Annotated in this window: 2 protein-coding genes; both read right to left on the bottom strand. The window is 64.6% G+C overall.

Annotated elements, in window-relative coordinates:
- Window positions 1–10 precede the first annotated feature (10 nt).
- Window positions 11–313 carry an IS1 family transposase gene (locus tag EJV47_RS27725; RefSeq protein ID WP_126696469.1) on the bottom strand — a complete coding sequence of 101 codons (303 nt, stop codon included), beginning with the start codon at window positions 311–313 and terminating at the stop codon, window positions 11–13.
- 100 nt (window positions 314–413) lie between these two features.
- Complete coding sequence (locus EJV47_RS28535; RefSeq protein ID WP_126696468.1) at window positions 414–710, bottom strand: IS1 family transposase; 297 nt, start codon at window positions 708–710, stop codon at window positions 414–416.
- Between the last annotated feature and the right edge of the window lie 39 nt (window positions 711–749).

The following is a 749-nucleotide window of genomic DNA, read 5'->3' as shown; positions in this document are numbered from 1 at the left end:
AGGTAGTGGCTCAACGCGGGTGTTTAGTGGCGTTGTAGTCGTGTAAAAACAGCTTGATGCTGGCGTCGAGTAGCTTCTGAGAACGGGAGAAGGACAGGGATTTGCGCACGAGCCGACCAATGCGTGCGCGCAGCGTGGCATTGAACCGCTCGATGTGGTTGGTGGTGCCGCGCCCGTAGCCAGCTAGGTGCTGGCGCCGAGGCACCACGCCGGTGTAGGCTTCCCACAAGTCGGTGTAGCACCAGGCCTGGCGGTACGCCGACGGCAGGCGCCGCCAGAGCTTTCGAGCCGTGCGCCGGCCGCGACAGCCCAGCGCCTAGGCTACGACCTGGCGCGTGCGCCGACACAGGGCTAGCCATATCTTGCGCTGTTTGCGGCCCACAAACGTGCACAACTCGTCCAATTCCAGCCCGTCAACCGGCCGCGGCGGGGCCAGCGTCTGGGCTAGCGGCGGTAGCTGTTGGGCTTTTTTTTAACCAGCTCGTCACGGGTTGCCGCGACACGCCGAAGATGCGCGTGAGGCCGCGCAAGCTGGTGCGTTCCTGGTAGGCGCGCAGGATTTCGGCCTTGCGCGCCTCGTCGTAGGCGTTGGTGCCCGGCGCAGGCCGACTCGTGCGCCGGCAATCTGGGCAGCAATAGCGTTGCTTGCCGTTACGGGCCAAGCCGTGTTTGCGCAACTTCGTTGAGCGGCAGTGCGGGCAGGTATCCATACCCGCTTATACGGCTAACACCCTACTTGGGCCACCACC

Source organism: Hymenobacter gummosus (assembly GCF_003970915.1).
Classification (GTDB): domain Bacteria; phylum Bacteroidota; class Bacteroidia; order Cytophagales; family Hymenobacteraceae; genus Solirubrum; species Solirubrum gummosum.
This window is presented reverse-complemented; position numbering and strand designations above follow the sequence as displayed.

Coding starts and splice junctions, on each gene's coding strand:
- EJV47_RS28535 (WP_126696468.1), bottom strand. CDS start 710: ATGGATACCTGCCCGCACTGCCGCTCAACGAAGTTGCGCAAACACGGC.